The 20,677-nt window shown below is 40.2% G+C and carries 17 protein-coding genes; all 17 read left to right on the top strand.

Annotated elements, in window-relative coordinates:
• The first annotated feature begins 29 nt into the window (after positions 1 to 29).
• The 17 genes from G608_RS24385 (at position 30) to G608_RS0119165 (ending at position 20,347) form a co-directional block, all read left to right on the top strand.
• Complete coding sequence (locus tag G608_RS24385) at positions 30 to 2,669, top strand: flagellin N-terminal helical domain-containing protein (protein WP_207637700.1); 2,640 nt, start codon at positions 30 to 32, stop codon at positions 2,667 to 2,669.
• Between the two features lie 211 nt (positions 2,670 to 2,880).
• Positions 2,881 to 3,345 carry a flagellar protein FlaG gene (locus G608_RS0119240; RefSeq protein WP_026497346.1) on the top strand — a complete coding sequence of 155 codons (465 nt, stop codon included), beginning with the start codon at positions 2,881 to 2,883 and terminating at the stop codon, positions 3,343 to 3,345.
• A gap of 87 nt (positions 3,346 to 3,432) precedes the next feature.
• A complete protein-coding gene (gene fliD / locus G608_RS0119235; protein ID WP_026497345.1) occupies positions 3,433 to 5,088 on the top strand; it encodes a flagellar filament capping protein FliD in 1,656 nt (551 codons plus the stop codon).
• A gap of 58 nt (positions 5,089 to 5,146) precedes the next feature.
• Positions 5,147 to 5,581 carry a flagellar export chaperone FliS gene (gene fliS / locus G608_RS22005; protein WP_242829438.1) on the top strand — a complete coding sequence of 145 codons (435 nt, stop codon included), beginning with the start codon at positions 5,147 to 5,149 and terminating at the stop codon, positions 5,579 to 5,581.
• A gap of 42 nt (positions 5,582 to 5,623) precedes the next feature.
• Positions 5,624 to 6,103, top strand: coding sequence for a hypothetical protein (locus tag G608_RS22000; RefSeq protein ID WP_051209575.1), 480 nt, complete (start codon positions 5,624 to 5,626; stop codon positions 6,101 to 6,103).
• 61 nt (positions 6,104 to 6,164) lie between these two features.
• Positions 6,165 to 7,163, top strand: coding sequence for a hypothetical protein (locus tag G608_RS0119220; protein WP_026497344.1), 999 nt, complete (start codon positions 6,165 to 6,167; stop codon positions 7,161 to 7,163).
• 45 nt (positions 7,164 to 7,208) lie between these two features.
• Positions 7,209 to 7,664 carry a flagellar assembly protein FliW gene (fliW, locus tag G608_RS0119215; RefSeq protein WP_026497343.1) on the top strand — a complete coding sequence of 152 codons (456 nt, stop codon included), beginning with the start codon at positions 7,209 to 7,211 and terminating at the stop codon, positions 7,662 to 7,664.
• A gap of 21 nt (positions 7,665 to 7,685) precedes the next feature.
• Complete coding sequence (locus tag G608_RS0119210; RefSeq protein WP_035796338.1) at positions 7,686 to 8,768, top strand: nucleotidyltransferase family protein; 1,083 nt, start codon at positions 7,686 to 7,688, stop codon at positions 8,766 to 8,768.
• 15 nt (positions 8,769 to 8,783) lie between these two features.
• Positions 8,784 to 9,944 (top strand): UDP-N-acetylglucosamine 2-epimerase, encoded by a 1,161-nt coding sequence (gene neuC / locus G608_RS0119205; RefSeq protein ID WP_026497341.1) that lies wholly within the window; start codon positions 8,784 to 8,786, stop codon positions 9,942 to 9,944.
• Positions 9,945 to 9,965: 21 nt separating this feature from the next.
• Positions 9,966 to 10,649 carry an acylneuraminate cytidylyltransferase family protein gene (locus tag G608_RS0119200; protein WP_026497340.1) on the top strand — a complete coding sequence of 228 codons (684 nt, stop codon included), beginning with the start codon at positions 9,966 to 9,968 and terminating at the stop codon, positions 10,647 to 10,649.
• 283 nt (positions 10,650 to 10,932) lie between these two features.
• Positions 10,933 to 12,339 carry a flagellin N-terminal helical domain-containing protein gene (locus tag G608_RS0119195; RefSeq protein ID WP_026497339.1) on the top strand — a complete coding sequence of 469 codons (1,407 nt, stop codon included), beginning with the start codon at positions 10,933 to 10,935 and terminating at the stop codon, positions 12,337 to 12,339.
• Positions 12,340 to 12,482: 143 nt separating this feature from the next.
• Positions 12,483 to 12,788, top strand: a complete 306-nt coding sequence (locus G608_RS0119190) for a hypothetical protein (RefSeq protein ID WP_026497338.1) — start codon at positions 12,483 to 12,485, stop codon at positions 12,786 to 12,788.
• Positions 12,789 to 12,815: 27 nt separating this feature from the next.
• Positions 12,816 to 14,615 carry a motility associated factor glycosyltransferase family protein gene (locus G608_RS0119185; RefSeq protein ID WP_026497337.1) on the top strand — a complete coding sequence of 600 codons (1,800 nt, stop codon included), beginning with the start codon at positions 12,816 to 12,818 and terminating at the stop codon, positions 14,613 to 14,615.
• A gap of 10 nt (positions 14,616 to 14,625) precedes the next feature.
• Positions 14,626 to 16,482 (top strand): motility associated factor glycosyltransferase family protein, encoded by a 1,857-nt coding sequence (locus tag G608_RS0119180; RefSeq protein WP_196810257.1) that lies wholly within the window; start codon positions 14,626 to 14,628, stop codon positions 16,480 to 16,482.
• Between the two features lie 13 nt (positions 16,483 to 16,495).
• Positions 16,496 to 18,241 carry a glycosyltransferase family 2 protein gene (locus tag G608_RS0119175; protein WP_081677518.1) on the top strand — a complete coding sequence of 582 codons (1,746 nt, stop codon included), beginning with the start codon at positions 16,496 to 16,498 and terminating at the stop codon, positions 18,239 to 18,241.
• A 29-nt stretch (positions 18,242 to 18,270) separates the two neighbouring features.
• The gene (locus G608_RS21995; RefSeq protein ID WP_026497334.1) at positions 18,271 to 19,236 is read left to right on the top strand and encodes a polysaccharide deacetylase family protein; all 966 of its coding nucleotides are present in this window, start codon (positions 18,271 to 18,273) and stop codon (positions 19,234 to 19,236) included.
• A 13-nt stretch (positions 19,237 to 19,249) separates the two neighbouring features.
• Positions 19,250 to 20,347, top strand: coding sequence for a hypothetical protein (locus G608_RS0119165; protein WP_026497333.1), 1,098 nt, complete (start codon positions 19,250 to 19,252; stop codon positions 20,345 to 20,347).
• The last annotated feature ends 330 nt before the right edge of the window (positions 20,348 to 20,677 follow it).

The raw sequence follows: 20,677 nt of genomic DNA, 5'->3' as shown, positions 1-20,677 counted from the left end.
TTTGTGTGGATTTAAGGTTTTGAATTGATATGACCGATATAGATAATGTAACTATGTCATTTTTCAGAGGTGTTTGTATGGTCATTCAGCACAATTTTGCATCTATGAATGCAGCAAGAATGCTTACAATTACATCATCTAAGCAGAAAAAGTCTGCGGAGAAGCTATCATCCGGCTATCGGATTAATAGGGCCGCTGATGATGCTGCCGGTCTTTCCATCAGTGAGAAGATGAGGAAGCAGATAAGAGGCCTTGACCGCGCATCCACGAACAGTGATGACGGAATATCCATGGCTCAGACGGCAGAGGGAGCTCTTGCAGAAGTACATGACATGTTACACAGAATGACAGAGCTTGCAGTACAGGCAGCAAATGAGACGGAATCAGTAAGCGACAGAGAGGCTATACAAGCCGAGGTAAATCAGATACTCACAGAAATAGACAGAGTATCGGAATCTACAAAATTCAACGAAACCTATCTTCTAAAGGGAGGCTCCGGAAGCAGGATAGATTATCTGAATTTACATGATGCAGGACTTGGCGGAATAGTATCAAATTGTACCGATGGACCATCAAGAGGCGCGGTTACCATAAAGAGGCTAAATACCGGATCAGAGTGCATGATAGCCGGTCGGATATATACCATAGGAACAGGAAAGGCAGATGTTCAAAATATTATCAATACAACAGGTGAAGCCGGAGATACGGTAGTTATCAACGACACTAACGTCTATCACATAATTGATCTTGCGACCGGTTCATCAGGAAATGGGGCAGAGGCAAGGCAGTCCTCATGGATTGCAGACAGGATCGGCACATCCACAAGAAGAGTTACGGTGGATGGAGGTACAGAAGTATACAGCCTTATAGATTCCTATGGAACAGCTACATTAAGAAATGATGTGGCATCCAAGGTTACGTCATCAACAGATTCCGTGACTATTTCCGGTGATAATAATGGACATAGCGGTACTTACACCCTTTTAAGCGGAGGTTACAGAGCAGAGCTTAGAACTAATATAGCCGGCGCGATCAATAGTAATACCTACAATGTGACCATCGGCGGAACCACCTATAATCTAAAGAATGCAAACGGCTACGTGGCAACACTTAAAAGTGATATTGCAGGTCTTGCCGCTTCTGCAAATAGCGTATCCTATAACGGCAGAACCTATACCCTTAGGAGTGGAAGTGCAGCTGCGGAAACAAAAGGCAACGTGATAAATACTCTTGGAAGTGAAGCTCTGCCTGCTTCGGTTGCGGTAAAGGATAAAAATACCGGGGTTACAACTAACTATCAGGTAATAAGTGACAGTGAGACAGTTGATGTAACGGCTGTGCCTGCTCAGATAAATCTAAGCGATATGGGAACATTAATTAACGGCCTTGACTATGATTCTACAGTCAGGATAGGAGCAAATACCTATCTTTTGGAGGAGCGCAGTATTGCTGATGTTCAAAGCGCCCTTGGCTCAGTTGCGGATGATACTGAGGTTTTGATAAACGGCAGCGGCAAATACCTTGCTGAATCCCAGGTAAAGACAATAGCGCAGCTTAGAAGCGATATAAACAGTTCAGGAAACGGAACGGGCGTATCCATAACAGGAGCGTCAGGAACAAGTCAGTATACGGTCCGGGATTATAATGCGGCCACTGTCAGAAGCTACATACAAAGTGCCGGTGTCGGCGAGGGAAGTCAGGCTACAACAAGCGTTACCATAGGCGGGAGTACCTATGCCCTTAGAAGCTACAATCTTGATACTGTAAAGACCAGAATAAGCAGCTACGGGGATAGTGAATATGATGAAAATACCATAACCGGTACCCTGATTAACGTGGACGGCGCTGAGTATACGGCTGAGAGTACATATTACAGACAGGCTATATGCATAGCCTACGGCGAGGATCAGCAGACTAATGTTACGGCGCGCGGAGCTGGTGATGATGACGTCATAAGGGGCGGAGATAAGGTGACATACAAGGGCGTTGACTACTATACCATGCAGGATAGCGACGCCGATGGCTATGATGATAAGGACTCACTGATTGTAACTGAGGGAAGAGCCTACAAGATTATTGCCAAGGAGCTTGAAAAGGCAAGCAGCATAGGTGCTACCGAAAGCAGGGCAGTTGCCTACGATAAGGATGGCAACGATATCGTAGATAGTGTGACAATGGCAGCAGACTTTCTTCTTGACCCAAATAATGAAAGCTCTCTTGTGAGATTCACGCTGGACAGAGCAAGTGTAAAGATTGAAAAAGATCTTAGAATCGATATTCATGCAGGCTCAGATGCCGATATGACTAATAAGATTGGCGTTGATATTAGAGCAATGAGCGCAGCAGGACTTGGCATCAAAAATCTTAATGTGGTAGATGACTGCGGAATAAATGCTACGTATGCTCTGGATGCCATTGAGGATGCCCTGGGCGTGGTTTCTGCCCAAAGATCCCTTCTTGGCGCAGTTCAAAATCGCATGGAGCACACCATAAGAAATCTTGATAACGTTGTCGAGAACACAACGTCAGCAGAGAGCAGACTCCGCGACACAGATATGGCCGACGAAATGGTAGAGTACAGCAAAAATAACATTTTGATCCAGGCAGGACAGGCCATGATGGCACAAGCGAACCAGACTCCAAATGCTGTTCTGAATCTGCTTAGCTAACCGGGGTTCTTTATTCTGGCAGGTGAAGGTCAATAATTATTTAGCGGGGATAAACATTTTATTAAATTTTCATAAGAAGCTAAATATACGATACTTATATCCGATATAATTGATAAGAGACTACAACTATGCATAACTATGCGTAGGAAGGGTAAACAAAATTGTGCGGATAAGGATATCCGCTTAAGGATGACACAAGGAGGTGAAAGAGATGGCTATGGAAGCTATTAGCAATGTGGGAGCTGTATCGCAGATCCCCGAAATCCAAAAGCAGGAGAGAGCTACGCAGGCCGTTGAAGCAGGTGTACAGGGACAGGAGCATCCCGATGTGGCTGTGGGAACACAGTCTGCTCAGAGCGCTTCGGCACCAAAGCCTGACACTCAGCAGAGTGAGGAAAATGGTTTTAGCTTTACTCCTACAAGGCAGGAAAGAACCAAGGAACAGATTGATGCGGAAAATAAGCGCGTCAAGGAAGCTATCAGCGAGATGAACAAGAAGATGTTCAACAACTCTGAGGCAGTCTTTGGAATCCACGAGGATACCAACCGTATCACGATCAAGATCGTCGATAAGACCACGAAGAAGACTATTAAAGAGCTGCCGCCTGAAAAGACTCTTGATATGATAGCAAAAGCCTGGGAGCTTGCCGGCCTTATGGTCGATGAAAGAGGTTAATAACGAGCTTTTCTGAAAGTACGTTTTTTAGTGCAAGGGGTATTTTGCGCTTAAATAAGGCAAAAAACCCATAGAAAGGAGCAGCTTATGACCATGAGAATAACCGGACTTGCCTCCGGACTGGATACAGAGAGCATCATAACTGAGCTCACAAAGGTTGAGTCCAAAAAAGTTGATAAGATAAAAAGTGACCAGAAAAAACATGACATGAAGATGGATAAGTGGAAGGAACTCAACAAGAAGGTTGTGGACTTCTACAACAAGACCCTGAGTAATCTTCGTTTTGATTCATCTTATACAAAAAAGACCACATCAGTATCAAACGAAAATGCTGTGACTGTTTCGACCTCCTCTTCGGCAATGAACAGTAATCAGACATTATCAGTAAATAAACTTGCCAATAGTGCTTATCTCACCGGAAGCAAGATATCTTCAAGTGTGGGAGATTTAAAGGCAACCACTTCCATAAGAGATATTGCAGGTTTTGACTATACTCCTAATGTACATAAGGAAGCAGAACTGGATGAAGATGGTAATGTAGTTGTTCCCGAAATAACTGATACGGACGTAAAAGAAAATATCAGGATACGTTTTGGCAAGGCTCCGGCAGAAGGAGAGGCTGATAACAGAGAATATGTTGACATCAGACTTACCGGGACAGAAACAATAGCAGATATAATCAGCAAGATAAAAGAGATAAAGTCAGAAAGCGGACATTCTCTTAATGCCAATCTGGATGTAACACAGGGACGTATATATGTAACATCATCTGATTCCGGTGAAGATGAGAGCTTTGATATAGATTTTATGCATAGTGATATGAGATATGTCAAAGCACTGGGACTTGATTATGAAAACAATAATGATTCAACTCATGTCGCAGGATCAGATGCAGAGATTACATTAAATGGTGTTGAATATAAGTCCAATAACAATACATTTGATATAAATGGACTTACAATAACAGCCAAGCAGGTTGCCAATGATATTTCTCTTTCCACAAAGGATGATACCAGCGGCATTTATAACATGGTAAAGGATTTCCTCAAGGAATATAACGATCTCATTGGTGAGATGTATACACTTTATAATGCGGATTCTGCAAAAGAATATGACATCCTTACAAAGGAACAGAAGGATGAAATGACAGAAGAAGAGATAGAGGATTGGAACAAGAAGATCGAAGATGGCCTTCTCTCCAAGGATCAGACCATATTCAGAGTTATGTCTGAAATGAAGAAGATCATGATGAATTCCTATGACTTCGGTGAAATCGAGATCAACAAAGAGACCGGTAAGGAAGTCAAGGTAATGACATCCATGTGGTCCTTTAGAATTACTACGCCCGGTTATTTTGAGGCCGATGAAGCAGAGAGAGCTAAATGGCATATCTATGGCGATGAGGACGATGATAAATACAGCGGTGAGGATGACAAGCTTAAGCTGAAGATAGAAAAGGATCCTGAGCTTGTAAGAAACTTTTTCAAAAATATATCCCAGGAGATGTATTCAAAGCTGGGCGATCTTATGAAGTCAACAGATTTCTCCAGTGCTTACACTCTTTATGAAGATAAGCAGATGAAGAAACAGGTTGATAACTATAAGACGCAGCTTAAAGAAGCACAGAATAAGCTTGGCGAGATGGAAGATAAATATTATGACAAGTTTGCTCAGATGGAAAAAGCCATGACAAAGCTCAACGAGCAGACAAGTTCCCTCTCAGGCATGCTTGGAACAGGCTGATGCTGTTAAATGAAATGTAGAAATGGTTATTTAAGCACACACCACGGAGGTTAATTCTATGCCTATTGCCAGAAATCCATACGCTAAGCAGATGAATCAATACCAGAATACAAAGATACAGATGGCAAAGCCTGAAGAGCTGACTCTTATGCTTTACGACGGCGCTATTAAATTCTGCAATATTGCAATTATGGGACTTGAGAGCGAGGATGAGAGGAAATTCACCACATATCTTCTTAAGGTTGAAAATATAATTGATTACCTGAATAACACACTTGATATGAAGTATCCTGTAGCCAAGGATTTTGAAAATGTTTACAATTATCTTATGAAGAGGCTGGTAGAAGCTGATGTCCACAGAGAAGAGTCCTTAGAAATCATGAATGAGGTTAATAAGCACCTTCATACCATGAGAGATACCTGGGCAGATGCAATGAAGATTGCAAGGGGACAGATGCCGGCACCGGTGCCGCAGGGGGTTGCACCGGCCTAAGGTAAAATAAAAAACAATACACAGTAGTGGGGGAAAAGAGAGATGACAGAGTCTTATCTGGATATGCTGGAGGAAAGTCTGGATCAGAAAATTGCAGTTCTTGAAGAAATCGAAAAGGAGAATCTGGTTCAGAAAAACATACTTGAAAACGAAGAGGGTTTTGATGAAGAAGGTTTTGACGAGACACTCAACCGTAAAAGTGAACTGATAAAGCGAATCGAAAGCCTGAATGATGGCTTCGAGACTGTTTTTGCCAGAGTAAAAGAAGAACTTGATAATAATAGAGAAAAATATAAGGACAGGATACATATTTATCAGGATAAAATTCGAAGGATAACTGACCTGTCAAACTCTATAGAAGTAGGGGAATTGCGTAACAGAAATCTTGTTGCCACACATGTGAGCAAATCAAGGGAGCAGATAAATACCAAGCGCAAATCCTCTAAAGCAGCACTGGACTATTACCTGACAATGAATAAGTCAAATATCACGCCGCCTCAGTTCTACGACACAAAGAACTAGTGAAGCGAGTTTAGACAGCCCTGAAGATCCAAGAACAGCTTCACTGGAGTGAGGTTTCTAAGTGAATGAGCTTCCGATTGTAAGGGAATATGAAAACAGAATACTAGATATTCTCTCAAGCGAAGATATCACCGAATATTTTGATGAGATGTTACAGATTGGTGCAAGGATCATAAGCGGTGCCCTTTCTCCCGAGGGGAAGAAGGAGCTGGCAGAGAGACTTCGCAGGAACATGTATTTCTTTCCAAGAGAGACCATGGCAGATATGCTAAGACATGTGGCATATCTGCATCTGATGGTAAGACTTACAGAGAGCAGAGAATATTTTATGCAGCTTATGCATTATATAGAGGGAATCCGTATCGAGGAGAGATACAGGTTTTTCCTTTTGATGCAGACAAGGTATATTTCATACCTTAAGCCGCAGATCATATCGGCCGAGTCCGACAGAATGTTCCACAATATCTATCTTAGAAGCAAGAGATACTATGCGGATCTGGTTGGAAATCTCGGTGATTTTGTTAAGCTCCGTGATAGAAACTGCGGACAGGTAGTTATTTTGACACAGCAGTATCTTACCGATACTCACAAGGAAACTCACCTGACAAATCTTATTGCGCAGGAAGTCCTTGTAAGTATGTGTCAGAATGTTATGATAATTAATACAAACGACCTTCTTCCCGTCAGTAACGTGGTTCCGCTTTTTGGGATAGAAGGACATAATTCATTACAGTTTCTGGATAATTCCAACAGTGTTTTCATAAGAGGATTATCCGTGCCATTTTTCCAATGTACAGGGGATATGCCCTCGGAAAAACCGCTTCGCGTAATACTATCAACTATAAGAGAGATGAGGCCAGAATATATCATCAGCTGCGGAGATCACTCAATTACCGCATCCTTGGCGGCGGGAATTGTTCCTGTAATACCGGGGCATGAGATAGCTCCAAATGATGACATACAGCTGATCAGAGAAAACATTCTTGAGTACAGGAGAATGATGGAGGAGAAGAGATTCTGGCAGATACGTTTTCGTGTTCAGAAGGGCGAGAAGATTTAAGTTTCAGCAATGGTGCTGATTCTCAAAATAGAGGGAGAGATAAGCATGAAAGTAAATACCAGGATATTTGGCGAAGTTGACATTGAGGATGAGAAGATCATAACAATGCCTTTTGGACTTGTGGGATTTCCGGATTTTCAGAAATTCGCACTTATTCATGACAAGGATAAACCTATAGGTGCACTTTGGTATCTTCAGTCTATGGATGATCCTGATATTGCACTTCCTGTAATAGATCCGCTTACCATAAAAAAGGATTACAATCCTCAGATAAGCGAAGACGAGGTTGAGCTTTTAGAGCCACTCACCGATAAAAACCTGCTTATTCTGGTAACTATAACGGTTCCGGATGATATTACAAATATGACCGCTAACCTGAATGCGCCTATTTTAATAAACGCAGATACAGGAAAAGGTGCTCAGATTGAAATAGTTTGGGGTAAGGAAGAATACATTACAAAGTATCCTATCTATGATTATTTGAAGAAAGTCAAAGAGTAAGTGGTAAGCCTGGGGGGGACTATGCCGGACGAGAATACTCAGAGTCTTAATAAGCTTATCGCCACAAAGGATATTACTGTTCTTGAGGCGATGCAGAAAATAGATAAGAATGCCAGAAACATCCTGTACATTATTGAAGATGACGGGACGCTTTTTGGCAGTCTTTCTGATGGAGATATCAGAAGATGGATATTGAAATCAGGAGATCTTAACGCGCCTGTAAAAGATGTGGCTTTTACCAAGACAAGAGCCCTTCACATAAATGAAATCGATAAAAGCACTTTCCTTATGGATAGTGCGCTTCTTAAATCTATTCCAATATTAGATGATGATAATAAAATAGTTGATATTATCTTTAGGGATGAGAACGACCTGGAGTATATGGCGGCGACTGATCTTGCGCTTACAGATACTCCTGTTATCATTATGGCCGGAGGAAAGGGGACGAGACTGTATCCCTATACCAAGATTCTGCCAAAGCCCCTGATTCCTATTGGGGATGTACCCATACTTGAAAGAATAATGAACCGCTTCTATGAATACGGTGCTAAGGAAATTTATCTTACCGTAAACTATAAGAAGGAAATGATAAAGTCCTATTTCGCGGAGCAAAAGCTTCCCTATGAAATAAAGTATGTGGAAGAGAATAAGCCTCTTGGAACAGCAGGAAGCCTTAAGCTTATAAAGGAAAAATTCAACCGGCCCGTGATCGTAACTAACTGTGATATCCTTATCGACGCTGATTATGACAGCATATTAAAGCATCACGTGGCTGCGGAAAACGGACTTACCATAGTGTCATCACTTAAGAATTTCTCTATTCCCTATGGAATACTTGAAGCAGAAAAAGAAGGGGTGGTATCGGCAATCAGAGAAAAACCCCATCTGTCCTATTTTGTAAATACAGGAATGTATGTGGTTAATCCCGAGCTGTTTAAGATTATTCCGGATGATACCATGTACCATATGACCGATCTTGCGGAGGATTACATGAAAAAGGGCGGAAGAGTTGGAATGTATCCAATAAGTGAAATGTCCTTCCTTGATATGGGCGAGTTCCAGGAAATGAAACGAATGGAAGATCGTATAAACGAAGTGCTGTGATGTGGGGATAAAACAGTGAAGAAGCTAGCTATAGTCACAACGACAAGAGCCGAATATGGACTGCTTCGGTCTGTCATTAAGAAATTTGATATAGATGAAAATATAGAGCTAAGGCTCGTGGTAACCGGGGCTCATTTATCCGGGGAACAGGGAAACACCGTTACCGAGATTGAAGCTGACGGAGTAAGGATAGATAAAAAAATCTCTATACTGGATGATGCGGAAAATAATCCATCTAAAATAATGGCAAATGCTCTTATGGGCTTTTCTAAATATTTTGAAGAGGAAAAGCCGGATGCCCTGATGGTTCTGGGTGACAGATTTGAGACCATGGCAATATGCATCGTTGCCTATAATAAGAGAATTCCAATCATTCATATTCACGGCGGCGAAACCACAGAAGGTGCGGTGGATGAAGCCTACAGACATTCAATCACAAAGATGAGCCAGCTTCATTTTCCTGCAACAGATGAGTATAGAAACAGAATAATACAGCTTGGCGAGGATCCAAAGAACGTATACTGCGTCGGAGCGCTTGGCGTAGAGAATGCAAAAAGCTTAACCCTTATGAAAAAGGAAGAGCTTGAAGATAGTATAGGCTTTAAGCTTTTAGGCAGGTATGCGGTTGGAACCTTCCATCCTGTGACCCTTGAAAATAATACGGCAGGAGATCAGGTAAGAGAGCTTCTATCTGCTATAGATAGTTATAAGGATATTAGTTTTATTTTTTCCAAGGCTAATCTTGATACAGATGGATTAGTTATAAACAAAATATTGCAGGAATATGCAGACAGTCATGAGAACTTTATGCTGGTGGACTCTCTTGGAGTTATAAGATACATGAGCGCTCTTAAAGGCGCAGCTTTTGTTATTGGTAATTCTTCAAGCGGTATCATTGAAGCGCCTGCCTTTGGTATTCCTACCATAAATATAGGAGACAGACAAAAGGGACGAACAGCGGGAAAATCAGTTATTAACTGTAAGCCTGCTTGCGAGGATATCAAAAAAGCTATAGATACCGCATTATCAGCTGAGTTTTTGGATAGTATAAAGGATGCCGTAAATCCCTACGGAGCAGGTGATACCTCGGATAAAATCCTGCAGATAACAAAGAAATACATGCTGGAAGATGGATTTAATCTAAAGAAAAAATTCTATGATCTTCCGGTTAAATAATATTTATAGAAGGAATAAGTTATGAAAAGCATAGCAATAATTCCTGCAAGGAGTGGGTCAAAGGGCCTCCCCGACAAAAACATAAAGGAGCTTTGCGGAAAGCCGCTGATTGCATATACCATTGAGGCTGCCAGAGATAGCGGACAGTTTGATGAGATTTTTGTTTCCACAGATTCTGAAAGGTATGCGGAAATTGCCGGAGAATGCGGAGCAGAGGTTCCATTTCTTAGAAGTGATGAGAATGCTAAGGATGTATCCAGCTCCTGGGATGTAGTGGAAGAGGTTTTAAGTCGCTATGAGAAGGAGGGAAAGGTATTTGATACCTTCTGCCTGCTTCAGCCAACATCGCCCCTTAGAAGCGCCGATGATATAGCAAGGGCATTTAATATATATAAGGAAAAAGGAGCCCGGGCAGTTGTTTCCGTATGCGAGCTGGATCATCCATTATCCTGGTGCGGAGAGCTTACAGAAGATATGAGCATGGATGGCTTCATCGAAAAGGATGGAACCCTTCAGCGACAGAAAATGGGGGTGACCTACAGACTAAACGGAGCAATTTATTTAGCTGATGTAAGCTTTTTTAGAGAAGACAGGTTCCTCTACAGAGCAGGCACCTATGCCTGTGTTATGGATAAGCGTAGTAGCGTAGATATTGATACGATTTATGATTTTAAATATGCGGAGTTTTTGCTGAAAAACGCTTAAAATGGCGTTTTTTAGAGTGCTATCATAAGTTTATAAATAATTTATATTTTTTTTGAGAAAAGGGGTTAACTTTATGATAGCTTGTCCGATATAATGAGTGTAGAACACAATGTACTTAGATTTTTGTGGCACGGAACACGAAAAGATGTACATGTGGATATAGTAGGATAGCAGGGAGAGAGCAGCCTAGGAACTCCGCTCACCGGATATCCGAATCGAAACACAATCAAATTATTAATTACCGCAAAAGGATTTGCGGCGTACACAAACAAGGAGGTATATTATGGTAGTACAACACAACGTCACAGCGATGAACGCTAACAGAATGCTCGGAGTAACAACTGGTTCTCAGTCAAAATCAGCTGAGAAGCTCTCTTCAGGTTATCAGATTAACCGTGCAGCAGATGATGCAGCAGGTCTTTCAATTTCCGAGAAGATGAGAAAGCAGATCAGAGGTCTTGATCGTGCATCAACGAACGCAGATGATGGTGTAAGTTCTGTACAGACAGCAGAAGGTGCACTTACAGAAGTACACGATATGCTGCAGAGAATGAATGAACTTGCAGTTCAGGCTTCTAACGGAACAAACAGCGCATCTGATCGTACATCAATCCAGAACGAGATCGATCAGCTGACAACCGAGATTGATCGTGTTGCTGAGACAACAAAGTTCAATGAGACATACCTGCTCAAGGGCCAGACAGGATTCAGACAGAAATATATGGCAGCTCATGATGCCGGTCTTGAAGGAACACTTGCAGATAACCTCAATGGTGGAAAGTCTGCTACATTTACAGCTGAAATCAAGTCTGACACAGATAAGACAATTGCCGGTAAGGACTATCATATTTTTGATGCTTCTAAGGATTTGATTAAAGATATTCAGCGTAATATAACAGCTGGAACAACAAAGAGTGTTACCATCAATGGTGCAACATATGTTGCAGCCAAAGCTTCTCAGGATGGACAGACAGATGTATTTAAACTTGGTGAAGAAGAGTTTACAGAAGATGAGCTTAAGGCAAAGATCGTTGACGGAGCAAAGGTTCGTGTTGAGGATGGTGAGACAAGAACTGCAGTAGATACATCTCTTGATAAGAATATCTCAGTTAATACAGCTAGAGATAAGATGCAGGCTGCATTGCTTCAGGCCAACAAGATTGGTGTTGATGCAACAAAAACTTCCGGTGGAAGAAGCCAGTCAAGCGTAAAAGTAGATGTTAAACAGGATGGTGACAAGTTTACATTCTCTATCTCCAAGGGTACTGCACAGGTAGCTAAGGATCTTGGTCTCCAGCTCCATGTTGGTGCAGACGCAGATATGACCAATAAGATCACTATCGGCGTAGAAGCAATGACATCTAAGAACCTCGGCGTACAGAACCTGAACGTAGTAGATAACACCGGTATTGCTGCAACATATGCAATCGATGCTATCGAAGATGCTATCAAGACAGTATCTTCTCAGAGATCTGCACTTGGTGCTGTTCAGAACCGCTTAGAGCACACAATTAAGAACGTTGATAACGTAGTAGAGAATACCACAGCAGCTGAGTCCCGTATCCGTGATACAGACATGGCTAATGAGATGGTTACCTACAGCAAGAATAACATTCTTGCACAGGCAGGCCAGTCAATGCTTGCTCAGGCTAACCAGTCCAACCAGGGTGTTCTTTCACTCCTCGGCTAATCACGTTAGCGAAATACTAGAGTACTTTAAGTACAACCATAGAAAGGGCTCTCCCGCAAGGGGGAGCCTTTTCAGTAGATAGGGCCTATGATATAATTATCTATGTATTTTGCAAATTGTATGACTATTTCGAGGGGGAATCTATGAGTCAGCTACAGGATATGGGAAGACAGGTAATTGCCAATAATGAAAAGGCTGCAGATACAATTTATCAGAGAAAGCCCGGGGGCCCTGAGATGATTGCGCCTGTTATGAAGCTTTTGGTTACATTTACAGAGCTTCTGGTTCAAAGCGGAAAAGCTGATGCTGAGCATATGCAGCAGATGCAGCAGTGGCAGAATGATTTTACAAGGCTGGCAGAGGCAAATCAGCAGCAGGATTATATTTTAGTAGCTGATATTCTCCATCACGATCTTAATCGTGAAATAGAGGAGTGGATAAAGAAGTAAGGCATATCTTATGCAGGGGGATCTGACTTGATTCATAAAGATGAAGTCATGCGGAGCAATAATTTCGCGGCCTTTGAGGAAAGATATGGTTTTATTCCCAAGGTGGATGACCGCGAAGATACAATGTACAGAATGGAAGAGGCTTCTGATAAGGAGCCTGTTCTTTTTGCAAAAAATGCTCTGCCCTCAGGAGACCTTCGTTTAAACAGCAGCTATTCACCCTCCTATGAAGCTTTTGTCTGGGCTAAGGGCAGGGAGAAACAAACAAGGCGCACCATCGTCATTTTATGCGGATTTTCTACGGGGGTGTATTTGGAGGCGCTTTTAAACAGTATGCGCCAGGATACTGAAATATATGTCTATGAGCCGGATCAGGCTCTTTTTTCCTTTGTCTGTGCCTATAAAGAGCTGACAGATCTTATTAACAATCCAAGAATACATTTATTTATCAGTGAACAGCAGATAAATAAAATGATAGATATTATCTACAACAGAGTCATCAGTGATAAGCCTGAAATTATAGGAGTAGTAACACCCTTTTATGCGGCTGATGAAAGATATAACAGTATCTGCAGTCAGATAGGGGATTTAAGCGTAGCCCTTAGAAATTATAAGAAAAAAAGAGGTAGAAACGCCCTAAAGTGCAGAATATATGCCTGGAACCATTTAGATAGAGCCCGCACCCTTGCGGATTTCCATATGGATGACCTTGCTGATTATCCTGCAGTGATAGTGGCAGCAGGTCCATCCCTTAGAAAAAATGTTCATGTATTAAAGGAGCTTAAGGGGAAGGCATTTATTCTGGCAACGGACAGAGCTCTTGATACACTAAAAGAAGTAGGCGTATTGCCTGATGCTGCAATATCTGTTGATGCTGAGAAGAGTGCAGATTTTTTGCAGTATGCAATAGAAGAAAAAATACCGGTTATTTCTTCTTATCAGCTAAATATTGATGCGCAGAAAAAGCTTTTGGGGCAGCTGATTTTCTTTGATGAAATAAGTTATGAGAGGTCGCTTCTTGGGAAAAGCTTCTCAAATGCGGCAATTGATATGGGCGGAAACGTAGCAGGAGCAGCCTTTAGTGTCCTTAGAATAATGGGCTTTAAGAAAATAATCCTTGTGGGCCAGGATCTTGCCTATCTTGAAGGAAAGCATCACGCAGATGACAGGAATGATGGAATGGATGAAATAAGTGACACCATTGAGATTCCGGGTGTAAACGGAGATACTGTAAAGAGTAACAGAATGTGGATTAAATACAGGGATTATTATGAAAGACAGATAAAAATTTATCCAGGTGTTGAAATAATAGATGCCACAGAGGGCGGCGCTCTGATACAGGGGACTAAGGTAATGACTCTTAAGACTGTGGCAGACGATATTACGCAGGACGGTAAATGCTCTGATTTTGAAAGTGTATTTAGAGAAATTCCTTTTGCTGTTGATGCAAAAAGCGCCGGCAGAGTAAAGGATATAATATCCGGTTGGACAGCGGAACTTAAGGATATTAGTGAAATATCCGGTGAGCTTGGTGATCTGTGCGGGGTGCTATCTGAAATATGCAGGCATAGCGGAATAAATTCAGGCGAGGCGCAGGATAAGCTACGGGGGATAGACGAGCTTAGAAAAAAATTATTTTCCATGGAAATGAACAGGCTTCTTGAGGAGTATTGGGTGGAGGATATGTACAAAATCCCGCCCAGGGTTATGTATATGCGTACCGATGAGGAGGCTTTGGAAAGCTTAAAGGAATCCATGGAATACTATTTGGCATTATCTGTAGATTCAGACAGCTTAAGGCATGAGTTTAAAAACTTTAATGAATGAGGGCGGAAATATGGAAAGAAAAGTAGAGGGCAGCTTTGAGAAAAACGAGGAATTAAGAAGAGTCAATCTGGAGCTTTTCAAGGCCAGATATCATGAGGAAATTCAAATTGATCCTGACGAAGATGAGAAATATCGTATAGAAAAAGCATATAACGGGGAGCCTGTGCTGTATATAAAGGGTGCAATAAATGGTGAAGATTTAAGGCTTAACAGTATCTATGATCCATCCTATGAAGCGGAGAGATGGGCAGATAAACAGGAGCTTTTAAATCGCAGAACAACAATAGCACTTATGGGCTTTTCAACTGGGGTCTATCTTAAAGCGCTAATGAAAAAGCTGCGTCCAGATACGGTTTTTTTTGTGATAGAGCCAATTGAGGGATTATTTGCATATCTTTGTGCATATATTGATATGAGTCCTTTTCTTACAGAAAAAAGAGTGAATTTTGCCATAACAGAGAACCAAAAAAATCATCTCTCGGACTCGATGATTCATGATGTTGTAAGCTTCAGACCTGAAACAAAAGGTATAGTTACACCTTTTTATTCAAGCAGCGAATGGTTTGATAATTTGTGCGAAGAAATTCATATAACCATGGAGTCAACAAAGAACTATCAGATGGATAGGGGAAGGAATGCTTTAAGATGCAGAATGTATGCATGGAACCATATGAGAAATGCATATCTTTTATCGGATTTAAGAGACAGAATTCCCAAGGATATTCCTGTTGTTATAGTGGCAGCAGGACCTTCCTTAGAGAAAAATGTTGAGGTTCTAAACAAAATTAAGGGTCATGCATTTATATTATGTACGGACAGAGCATTACTTGTCCTTGATAGGCATGGGATAGTACCGGATGCCGTAATCTCACTGGATGCAGAGAAAAGCTCCGATTTCATGCGGGTTAAGGTGGCTGAGAATATACCTGTTATCTGTTCTTTTCAGTTAAATTCGGATAGTCAGAAGCTGTTCTATGACAGAAGAATTTTCTATCATGCACTGGCCTACGAAAAGCTCCTTATAGGAGATAAGATAGTTGTTCAGGATGGTCTTGATCAGGGCGGAAACGTTGCAGGCGGAGCCTTCACGGTTTGTGAGTTTCTGGGTGTTAAGACAATCATACTGATAGGTCAGGATCTGGCGTATTTAGATGGCAGACATCACGCAGATGAAAGGAGCGATGGCGCGCCTACAGTGCCGATTCGGGAAATTAAAGGAGTTGACGGAAATCCGGTTCAGAGTAATGACATGTGGATCGGATTTAAGAATTTCTTTGAACGACAGATAGCAATGCATCCTGAAATGCAGGTTATAGATGCCACAGAGGGCGGTGCTTATATTGAAGGTACGCAGATAATGACCCTGCAGGAGGTGGCAGATAAGGTATGCGTTAATTCCTATGATCTAAGCAGTATTTTTGATAATCTTCCGGTCGCTGAAAATGAAGAGGAATATCTGGCTACTATTAAGGCTCAGGAAAAATGGATTGATGATCTTGACATGATGGCGAAAAACTCTAAGGAGCTTGAAGTTCTTAGCAGACAGCTCCTTCGTATAAGTAAGTATCAGGATATAGCTGATCCAAAGAACAATAAGAAATTGAACAGGATGGATGAGCTTAGATTAGAGATATACAGTACTCTTGTAAATCCGCTGATGGAGGAATTCTGGGTTGAGGATATTTATTCCATCCCTGATTACACCTTTATGGTTCGAAACAACGAGGAGGCTATACCGGTGTTTGAGAATGCAATGAAATTCTTTGAACACTTCCCGGAGGATTGTATGAGTTTAAAGAAGGAGCTTCAGGCTGCAATCGATCTGGGGAAAGAGGATTGGGAGAAGGAAAAAGCGGATAAAGTCTGACGAAGTCAGAAAGATGAGGGTTGTCAAAATGTCTGTTGAGAGTTTACTACAATATGCATTCGATAGGTTTGATGAGAATAATTATGATGATGCCATTAAGGGGTTTATTGCTGCTCATGTTGCATCTGAAGATCAGGACCAAAAAGCGGATATTTTTGGAGTAGTCTATGAGAATTTTATCAAACCAAATGAAGAAGAGTTCAGGAATGCATTTACAGAGAATATCAGAGCCATGATCGAAAAAGGGATTATAAGTGAGGATGATGCGCCTGATTATGAGAATAATGCTCTTTTGATGATACCTGTTTCAGATACTGTGTATTATGTCTGGAATAAGGTAGAGAACAGGTTTTATAGCGGACAACATTATGATTTTTCATATAATAAGTCAGAAATATCATCTAAGGCTGTTGACTCCATAATAATAGATGGTTTCTCGAATCTAAAAATGATTATTGATGTAGTAGCTAAAAATAAGTATCTGCATGAATATGTTGTAGTTGAAGATGAGGCAATAAGAAACGAGCTCTTTTCCTTTTTTATGATACCGGGTGTAGTATCAGGCCTGGGGGATAAAATAAAGATTTTTTATGCAAGACAAGATTTACTTTACCATCTTTATGAAACCGGAAACTACATTCCGCGAACCATAAAATGTGCGACCGGATACGATTATTCAGAAGATATGTCAAAATTACATGATAAGCGAATTTCTGAAAAAAAACGCAGCGTACCAATGGTGGCAATAACTATACCAACCTTTAACCGTGGAAAGAAAGCTCTGGAAAATGTAAAAAGATTACAGGGGCTTATGTATGATGAAGAAGTCGAGTTTATTATATGTAATAACTCATCTACTAAAGAAGTTGAATATTATGATGAAATAGAAAAGTTATCCGCGCAGGATTCACGAATAAAGTATTATGTGAAGCCATCGGAGGGATTTCATCAAAGTGTAGAAAATGTTTTTGGTTTTTCAGATTCAAAATATGCATTGTTTTGCAGCGATGAAGATTATATTATAGGCGAAAATTTTAGTTATGTATTGGAGGAACTGGCTGGTAATCCTGATGTAGGAGTTATATGCTTTGGAGTTTTGGGAGAAGATTATTATCTTCGGGAAGGCGTAATACGAAAACAGCCCGGTTCATATGCACTGCAGTCCGGTTTTGGATGTACGTATATTTCCGGTATATGCATAAAAACAAAATATATTAAAGAAAACAGGCTTATAGAAAAGTTTAGTAAATTTGGAGATAATGTTTTTTACAGATATTATGCGCATTGTGTCTATACAGCTTATCTTGCTCACAAATATGGACTTTACGCTCCTAATATTCCTATTTTCTCTGACAGTGTAGGGAATGTTCTGGCGAATAATGAAAGTGATAAAGTAACCGAGGCCCCTGAACATGTCAGATTAGATCAAAGACTTGAGCAGGCAGAAGCGCAGAATAAATTGCTAACATGCATGAATCTGGATAAAGAAACATTGACCGGCTGCATGATAAGTATATTTTGTGGGCTTATTATGAGACTCAGAGTGGCATATGGATTTTATTATGATTATATGAATAAGATGCATACCTGGGATGAGAGCTGTGAGATTATTAATAATTCTTTTGTGAAACAGGCGAAGTTATTTTCTGAGCAGGGAGTACTGACTGAAGATGAAGTTCCGTTTTTAATTACGAATTATTTGAAATATGCAAAAGAAGAAATAAATAACAGACCCGTTAATTTTAAGGAAAATGATTAGTTAACGTATGATATTTATGGAGAGTGAAAATGGGAGGAAAACAACAAAAACTTTTAATATCAATGTACCATTATACGCGGGATCTTAAACATAGCAGATATCCCCAAATACGAGGGCTTGATATAAATCTTTTTAGGAAGCAGATGGAGTTTTTTTCTGAGAATTTTAATGTTGTTACTATGGAACAGGTCATAGCAGCAGTCAAGGGTAAGAAGTCCTTGCCTGAAAAGGCACTGTTACTCACTTTTGATGATGGATATGTTGATAATTATACTGTTGCATTTCCTATTTTGGAGGAATTTGGTTTTCAGGGATCGTTCTTTATTCCGGGTAAGACGTTTGCAACACATCAATTGTTAGACGTTAATAAAATACATTATATCTTAGCAAGTGCCCAAATTGAGAGTCTCGTGCAAGACGTAAAAGAGCGCATTGATTACTATAGGGGTAAGGAATTTGATTATCCCACTACAGAGGAATTGTGGAATCAGTATGCTGTGGCAAACAGATACGATGGGAAAGATATTATTTTTGTTAAAAGAATTCTTCAAACTATACTTCCGGAGAAATTAAGGAACCAAATATCCAGCGAATTATTTGAAAAGTATGTTGGTATTACGGAAGAACAACTTGCTTATGAGCTATATATGACGCGTGAACAGATCCGTACAATGAAGAAGCATGGTATGTTTATCGGATTACATGGATATGATCACTATTGGCTAGGAAATCTTTCTTCCAATCAGATGCGTAAAGATATTACAAGAGCTTTAGAAATTTTGGATGAATTTATAGATAGAGAAGAATGGGTAATGAACTATCCATATGGAAGTTACAATGATGACGTTCTTTCATTCATAAAAGAGCAAGGGGCTTGTATGGGATTAACAACAAGGGTTAAAGCTGCTGAAATTGGGTTGGATGATGCCTTGCAGTTGCCTAGACTTGATTGTAATGATTTTCCACCTGTTACAGAAAATTATAGTAATTTTTGATGGAGGACAAGCTATGAGAGATATCTTAGCGGAACTGGAAGGAAAAGAATATACAGAAGGAATATACAACGATTATGATATTCGATTCTGTAATGATGATGAGTATGACGATATAAAGAGCTTTCTAAAGATTCATTGGAAGGAAAATCATATCTTTTGTCTGTCTAAAGAGGTTTTTGATTTTCAGCATCTTGATAAAGAAAATCACAGATATAATTTTGTTATTGCACGCTATAAAGAAGATAATGCTATACATGCTTTATTGGGCTTTGTGCCTACAAGTCAATTTGACTCAGGCATAAAGAGAACAATGGTGTGGCCTTGTATTTGGAAAAATCGTGATGATATAAAGAGAAAAGGCCTTGGAGTTTCGATGTACCACTATCTCAAGAATCATATAGAAATTGAAACAATTTCTATTTTAGGTATAAGTGCGGTGGCTTTGAGTATTTATAAGCATTGGAACTTTAGCACGGGAACAATTGAGCAATATGTAATGCCAAATTTCTCAGCTCAGGATCATCTTTCGAGTGGACTTAGAGATGTATATCCGTCATTTAGTGCAGATACGAAGGATGTTTTCGAACTGGTGGATCTTTCGTATGATGATTATTGTGCTATTCCGGATTCTTCAGAAATATTTGGAGAATATGCACAGTACAAATCTAAAATATACTATGTTAACAGATTTATAAAACATCCGGTTTATAAGTATCAGTTTTTAGCTATTAAGGATAAAGGTGGAATAAAGGCGATAATCATTGCCAGAAAATGTGGGGATGGAAATTATTATTGCCTGCGGATAGTGGACTACATCGGAAGCATAAGTTATTTAGCAGGGATTAAGAACCAAATGCAGGACTATCTTGTTGTAAATGATCTGGAGTATGTCGATTTTGTAGAAGTTGGTCTTGACGATAAGGAGCTTAACCAGGCAGGTTTTATTAATCGAAAGGATTATGCAGATGTTATAGTTCCAAATTATTTTGAACCATTTCTTAAGGAAAACATTGATTTGGATTATGCCTTTAAAACTGTTGTGGATGATGCAAGAAAGGTGTTTTTCAAAGCTGATGCAGATCAGGATAGACCAAATATATTAGCTCATTAGAAATGAGGAATGAATTATGCAGAGAAAGTTACATACCTGAATATGTAGAAAGATGTGGTTAAGGTTCGGAGATTAGATATTAAAAGACAGGTAGAAAATGCGAAAATGAAATAAAATCATAAAAAAATATGGTGGCGAAGATGCGCATAAATACTGCGTTTCTTCGCTTTTTTATGGAATGAAAATACATTTTGAAATAAAAATTCAAAAAAATTTCAAAAAAGGGGTTAAGGAAACAAAAAAGTTAACGATATATAAAGTGTAAAGAATAAAAAACATCGTCATGGATGATCGATGTGGGAGCGCACTCAACTTAATAAGTAACTATTA

Source organism: Butyrivibrio sp. WCD3002 (assembly GCF_000424265.1).
GTDB lineage: Bacteria > Bacillota > Clostridia > Lachnospirales > Lachnospiraceae > Butyrivibrio.
Note: the sequence above shows the minus strand (reverse complement) of the source record. Positions and strands in the feature narration are given on the sequence as shown.